Below are 5,872 nucleotides of genomic sequence, written 5' to 3' on the forward strand. Positions count from 1 at the left end.
GCTTGGCAGTGAGCAGAAAATCTGGTTCTGTCGCATTAGCCGTTTTCGGCGTTTTCGACACACCATAGATAGTCAAATTTTTGACTATAGACGCTACCTGTAGCGGGCAATTTTTTGGAATTCCGGTTAATGCGACAGAACCCGGGTGGGACCTGGTACAGATGCGCCAACTCATCAAGGAACTGAATCAGGCGATGCAGGAGCAACGGGAAGGGCTGGGGCGATAGACGGGCGATGCCTATCCCCCATTTGGGGGATAGACGGCGAAGGATTTTCGATTCAAGCTACCTTCATATTAGGAGCGCGGCGGAAACCTGTTATTTGCGACGTTCCGCTAAAAGGGAAGTGGTCTTATGTACACATATCGTTTTGTATTGCAGGGCTGTAGTGAGGCCCAAATTGCCGAGGTCAACAAGGTGGCATATGCTGCAATTCATGGAATTAAGTTACCCATAAAAAAAAGCGCAATGGGCTACTACTTCATGTCTGTGGATTCATCAGCAGATCATGACAAGGTTCGAGCCCTTGTCGCAAACGCATTCGAGCCGTTACTGATGACGGTCGCGCTATTAAGAGAGTGGGCTCCAAGCCATTTTTCTGAGTTGTCGTAAGCATAAAGCCGATAGACGGGTCACAGACGCATGCCGGGGGGCATCGAAAGTCTGGATCTTACCCACTGGAAACCGACAGGTTCCACTTCCTTTAATACACTTCCGGAAAAACGCTCACACACGCGTGCGCGCGCAAGGCCGGGGGCTATTAAAAATCAGGCGCTTTCAAAAGTGAAACCTAGTATCCATGCGGGTTTCAAGGCATCATTCAATCCTTTTACAAAATCTGTAACCCCTTTTGTTTTTTGATGACCTGTATCCGGCAGGTGTCCGGATTATCGGCAACTCGCACTGAGGATTGCAGACTTTCTTTTTATTGCACTGGTGACAGTTTCAATGCACTCGGCATTTGGCGGACAGCAGCATCTCAGACTGAATAGCCAAGCAAGGGAAGTTCCAGTTGCGCCTGCCTGGCCACACGAATGCAGTCCTTCATGTGCTCTTCGCCAAAGTAACGAATCGCCGCATAGCCCACGGCGGCAGCCACGACCTGTCCCGCCAAGGGCACGTATTTTGCAACCTGTTTGGTGGTCAGGCGCATGCCGATTTTCGTAGCGGCTTTGAGAACCAGGTCGCGGCTGATGAATTTTCCGATCAGCACCGAGCCCACCATGCTCACGGCTTTTTGGACCTGGTCGCGTTTTTTTGGGTCGAGCTGGTCGAGTTGGCTGGGCGTAAAGCCAAACTCCTTGTTGATTTCGGGAATCAGCCTTGAAAGCAGGGCGGCGTCCACGGCCCAGTCAAGCCCAGGCACCGGCACGGCGCTGGCTGCAGCGGCAACCAAGGCGCGTTTGTTTAGCAGCTTGCGGCTGCGTTTGACGGCGGCTGCGAGGGCCGCATCAAGAGCTGCTTCAGGGACCCTATGCAGAGTGGTCGGCATGGTTCATGATCCTTCAAACTTGTGAAAGCTCGACGGGAGCCCGCGAAGAACCCACTTTACACCGTGGCAGTCTCAAGCTGGTCGGTAAGCTCCAGCCACCGTTCTTCCAGCGTGCCCAGGTCGTTTTCAATGGCCTTCAGGCGTTTGCCGGTCTGGGCGATTTCTGCGGCGGCGGTGGTGCGGGTCAGCAGGGTTTGCAGGCTGTCGCGCTCAGTGCTCAAGGCCTGCATCCGGCTGTCTATCTTTTCCAGTTCCTTGCGCAGCGGCTTGTTCGTGTCGGACTGCTGCTGGCGGCGCTGGGCTTCATCCTTCTTGTTTGCCGGTTTCTTGGCATCAAAAGTGGTAGTAGCCCCCGTGGAATTTGCGCTGACAGCTACTGTTTTTGTAGCGCTTGCAGCCGGTGCAGCAGCCGCGCTGCTGGTCGATTTTTTGGCTTCTTCGCGCTGGCGCTTGGCTTCATCCAGCAAGTAGCGCTGGTAGTCGTCGAGGTCGCCGTCGAACGGGGCGACGCCGCCACGCGAGACCATCCAGAACTCGTCGCAGACGGCACGCAGCAGTGCGCGGTCATGGCTGACCAGCATGACAGTACCTTCAAACTCGTTGAGCGCCATCGACAGCGCTTCGCGCGTGGCCAGGTCCAGGTGGTTGGTCGGCTCGTCGAGCAACAGCAGGTTGGGGCGCTGCCAGACGATCATGCACAGCACCAATCTAGCCTTTTCGCCGCCACTCATGCTGCCCACGGCCTGCTTGACCATGTCGCCACCGAAATTGAAGTTGCCCAGAAAGCTGCGCAAGTCCTGCTCGCGGGTGGGCTGGCCGCTGATTTTGCCTGCGGCGCTGACTTCCTTTACCAGGCGGATCATGTGCTCCAGCGGGTTGTCCGCCGGGCGCAGCACGTCCAGTTCCTGCTGGGCAAAGTAGCCGATGTTCAGGCCCTTGCCTTCGGTCATCTCGCCGCTGATCGGCGCCAAGGCGCGGGCGATGGTTTTGACCACGGTCGATTTGCCCTGGCCGTTGGCACCCAAAATGCCGATGCGCTGGCCGGCCAGCACGGATTTGCTGACGTTTTGCACGATGACGGTGGGCGGTGTGCCCTCCGGCGCATCTGCTGGCGGCGGGTAGCCGAAATAGACGTTCTGCATCGACAGCATGGGGTTGGGCAGATTCGCCGGTTCCTTGAACTCGAAGGTGAAATCGGCTTCGGCCAGCAGCGGCGCGATTTTTTCCATGCGGTCCAGCGCCTTGACCCGGCTTTGCGCCTGCTTGGCCTTGCTGGCCTTGGCCTTGAAGCGGTCAATGAACTTTTGCAGGTGGGCAATCTTGTCCTGCTGCTTGGCATAAGCCCCCTGCTGCAGCGCCATCTGCTCGGAGCGCAGGTCTTCAAACTTGCTGTAGTTGCCGCCGTAGCGGGTCAGCTTGGCGCCTTCAATATGCACCGTCACATCGGTGACGGCATCGAGGAATTCGCGGTCATGGCTGATGACCAGCATGGTGCCCTGGTAGCGCTTGAGCCAGGCTTCAAGCCACACCAGCGCGTCCAAATCCAGGTGATTGGTGGGCTCGTCGAGCAGCAGCAGGTCGGATGGGCACATCAGCGCGCGAGCCAGCTGCAGGCGCATGCGCCAGCCGCCGGAAAAACTGTTGACGGGGTTGTCCAATTCGCTGACCTTGAAGCCCAGACCGAGAATCAAGGCCTGCGCACGCGCCTGTGCGTCGTGCGCGCCGGAATCATACAAATCCATATAGGCATGGGCCATGCGGTCGCCGTCGCCGCTGGCTTCTGACGCATCGACTTCGGCCTGCGCGGCCAGCAGCACCACGTCGCCTTCAATGACATAGCTGGTGGCGCTTTGCTCGGTCTCGGGCATGTCCTGCGCGACCTGCGCCATGCGCCACTGGGCCGGGATGTAATATTCGCCGCCGTCTTCGTGCAGCGTGCCGTTAAGCATGGCAAACAGCGAGGACTTGCCCGCGCCATTGCGACCCACCAAGCCGACTTTCTCGCCGGGGTTGAGGGTGACAGAGGCGCTGTCGAGAATAACTTTGGCGCCGCGACGCAGCACCACATTTTTTAGGGTAATCATTTAAACAAACAGACTCAAGAAAATTAGTCGGGCCGCAAGCCGCCTGGCGTTGCGCCCGCAAGACGGAAGCTGGGTTCAGGCCAGCTGTTCGCGTGTCAGCAGCAAAACCTGGTCACTGCCAGCACTGATTTCGAACCAGAGCGGCTCCAGGTGAGGAAAAGCGCGTTCAAAATTGGCGCGTTCATTGCCGATTTCCAGCACCAATACAGCATTTTCGTTCATTTGCGCGGCGGCGGTTAGAAAAAGGTCTCGAATGAAGTCCATGCCATCGGCGCCACCGGCCAGCGCCAGGTCCGGTTCCGCCCGGAATTCAGCTGGCAGGGCGGCCATGCTGGTGGCATTGACGTAGGGCGGATTGCACAGAATGAGGTCGTAGCCGCCGCGGCAAGCGGCCAAACCGTCGGATTCAATCAAGGTGATGCGGTCGGCCAGATGGTGCCTGTCCACATTGATGCGGGCCACGGCAAGGGCGTCCGTGCTGATATCGGCGGCATCCACGGTCACGTCCGGGTAAGTCATCGCCGCGAGCACGGCCAGGCTGCCATTGCCGGTACACAAATCCAATACGCGGCGGGTCTTTTCGCTGAGCCAGGGATCAATGCTGGCCTCAATCAGCAACTCGGCAATAAAGGAGCGCGGAATAATCACGCGCTCGTCGACATAAAAGGGCACACCCATCAGCCAGGCTTCGCGGGTGAGGTAGGCGGCAGGTTTTCGGCTGCTGATGCGCGCTTCCAAAAGCATAGCTACCTGTGCTTGATCAGCCTTGGTTACGGGCTGATTGGCTACTGAATCGAGATCATCCAAGGGCAGGCCGAGCTGCCACAGCACCAGCCAGGCGGCCTCATCGAAAGCATTGGTGGTGCCTTGCCCAAAGCCGTCGGAGTAGGTCAGCCCTGCAGCCTCCAGCCGGGCCGCCATCTGGTCGATCAACGCCAGCACCGTCACCGTCACCGTCACCGAAGTCATGGCGCGGGCGTCGGTTCTGATGTCAAAACGGACGAGCCAGCAGCAGCGCCAGCCAAGCGTTCCAGCACGCCCCTGTAAATGTTCTTGAGAGGGTCGAGCGAGCTCACCGGTACATGCTCGTTGATCTTGTGAATGGAGGCGTTGAGAGGGCCAAATTCGATGACCTGCGGGCAGATCCTGGCCATGAAGCGGCCATCGCTGGTGCCGCCGGTCGTGGATAGCTCAGTGTCCAGGCCGGTCTCGGCGCGGATCGCGCCGCGCACCGCATCGACCAATTCGCCGGGCGTGGTCAAAAAGGGCAGGCCGCCCAGGGTCCATTTCAGGTCGTATTCGAGCTGGTGCCTGCTCAACACGGCTTGCAGGCGCTGCTGCAGGCTTTCCGGGGTGGATTCTGTGCAAAACCGAAAATTGAAGTCCACGACCAGCTCGCCCGGAATGACATTGGACGCGCCGGTGCCGCCGTGCAGGTTGGACACCTGCCAAGTGGTGGCGGGAAAGAATTCATTGCCCTGGTCCCACTCGGTCGTCACCAGCTCTGCCAAGGCGGGCGCAAACAGGTGAATCGGGTTTTTTGCCAGGTGAGGGTAGGCGATGTGACCTTGCACGCCTTTGATGGTGAGCTTGCCGCTCATGGTGCCGCGGCGGCCGTTTTTGATCATGTCGCCAAGCTGGTTGACCGAGGTGGGTTCGCCCACGATGCAGTAATCCAGCACTTCGCCTCTGGCCAAAAGCCGTTCGCAGACCACCACTGTGCCATCCGTGGCGGGGCCTTCTTCGTCGCTGGTGATCAGGAAGGCGATCGACAGCGCGGGTTGCGGCTGGGCCGCCAGAAACTCTTCAACCGCCACGACCATGGCGGCGAGGGACGTTTTCATGTCGGCGGTACCACGCCCATACAGCTTACCGTCGCGGTGGTTGGGCGTGAACGGGTGGCTGTGCCACTGCTCCAGCGGGCCGGGGGGTACCACGTCGGTGTGGCCGGCAAATACCAGCGTTTTGACCCCGGTTTTGGGGTTGGCCGGGTTTGCTATTGATTTGGTAGCTGCTTGCACCCGTCCTGACTGGGCTAGGCGGTTAAAACCCTCAAATTTTGCCCATAGATTGGTGACGCGGAAGTGATCAGGGCCGCTGACTATGGTTTCGCAGGTGAAGCCCAGTGATGCCAGCCGCGCAGTCAGAATGGCCTGGCAGCCTGCGTCATTCGGAGTAATGGAGGCGCATGCAATGAGCTGCTCAGCGAGGTGGAGTGTTCGAGACATGGTGCTTCAGTTGCTGCCGAGTCGGCCCAAAGTGAAAAGTGTGGGGGCCATCGAACGCAGCGCCGGGCC

5 protein-coding genes are annotated in these 5,872 nt (G+C 58.9%); 1 reads left to right on the forward strand and 4 read right to left on the reverse strand.

The genetic code is table 11. The annotated features are described in order from the left end of the window. The first annotated feature begins 353 nt into the window (after nt 1-353). Complete coding sequence (locus B3F77_RS03140) at nt 354-611, forward strand: hypothetical protein (protein WP_293603544.1); 258 nt, start codon at nt 354-356, stop codon at nt 609-611. Between the two features lie 367 nt (nt 612-978). On the opposite strand, the gene B3F77_RS03145 is transcribed toward B3F77_RS03140, so the two are convergent. The 4 genes from B3F77_RS03145 to dapE all read right to left on the reverse strand — a co-directional run bounded on the left by B3F77_RS03145 (nt 979) and on the right by dapE (nt 5,803). After that, complete coding sequence (locus B3F77_RS03145; RefSeq protein WP_293603545.1) at nt 979-1,491, reverse strand: hypothetical protein; 513 nt, start codon at nt 1,489-1,491, stop codon at nt 979-981. A gap of 56 nt (nt 1,492-1,547) precedes the next feature. Continuing rightward, nucleotides 1,548-3,575, reverse strand: coding sequence for an ABC-F family ATP-binding cassette domain-containing protein (locus B3F77_RS03150; protein WP_293603546.1), 2,028 nt, complete (start codon nt 3,573-3,575; stop codon nt 1,548-1,550). A gap of 75 nt (nt 3,576-3,650) precedes the next feature. Then, a complete protein-coding gene (gene prmB, locus B3F77_RS03155) occupies nt 3,651-4,544 on the reverse strand; it encodes a 50S ribosomal protein L3 N(5)-glutamine methyltransferase (RefSeq protein WP_293603547.1) in 894 nt (297 codons plus the stop codon). Beyond that, complete coding sequence (gene dapE, locus B3F77_RS03160; RefSeq protein ID WP_293603548.1) at nt 4,541-5,803, reverse strand: succinyl-diaminopimelate desuccinylase; 1,263 nt, start codon at nt 5,801-5,803, stop codon at nt 4,541-4,543. Before dapE ends, prmB begins: the two co-directional genes overlap by 4 nt. Nucleotides 5,804-5,872 lie beyond the last annotated feature (69 nt).

The sequence above is a fragment of the Polaromonas sp. UBA4122 genome (assembly GCA_002381615.1).
Classification (GTDB): domain Bacteria; phylum Pseudomonadota; class Gammaproteobacteria; order Burkholderiales; family Burkholderiaceae_C; genus Polaromonas.

Coding starts and splice junctions, on each gene's coding strand:
- B3F77_RS03140 (WP_293603544.1), top strand. CDS start 354: ATGTACACATATCGTTTTGTATTGCAGGGCTGTAGTGAGGCCCAAATT.
- B3F77_RS03145 (WP_293603545.1), bottom strand. CDS start 1,491: ATGCCGACCACTCTGCATAGGGTCCCTGAAGCAGCTCTTGATGCGGCC.
- B3F77_RS03150 (WP_293603546.1), bottom strand. CDS start 3,575: ATGATTACCCTAAAAAATGTGGTGCTGCGTCGCGGCGCCAAAGTTATT.
- prmB (WP_293603547.1), bottom strand. CDS start 4,544: ATGACTTCGGTGACGGTGACGGTGACGGTGCTGGCGTTGATCGACCAG.
- dapE (WP_293603548.1), bottom strand. CDS start 5,803: ATGTCTCGAACACTCCACCTCGCTGAGCAGCTCATTGCATGCGCCTCC.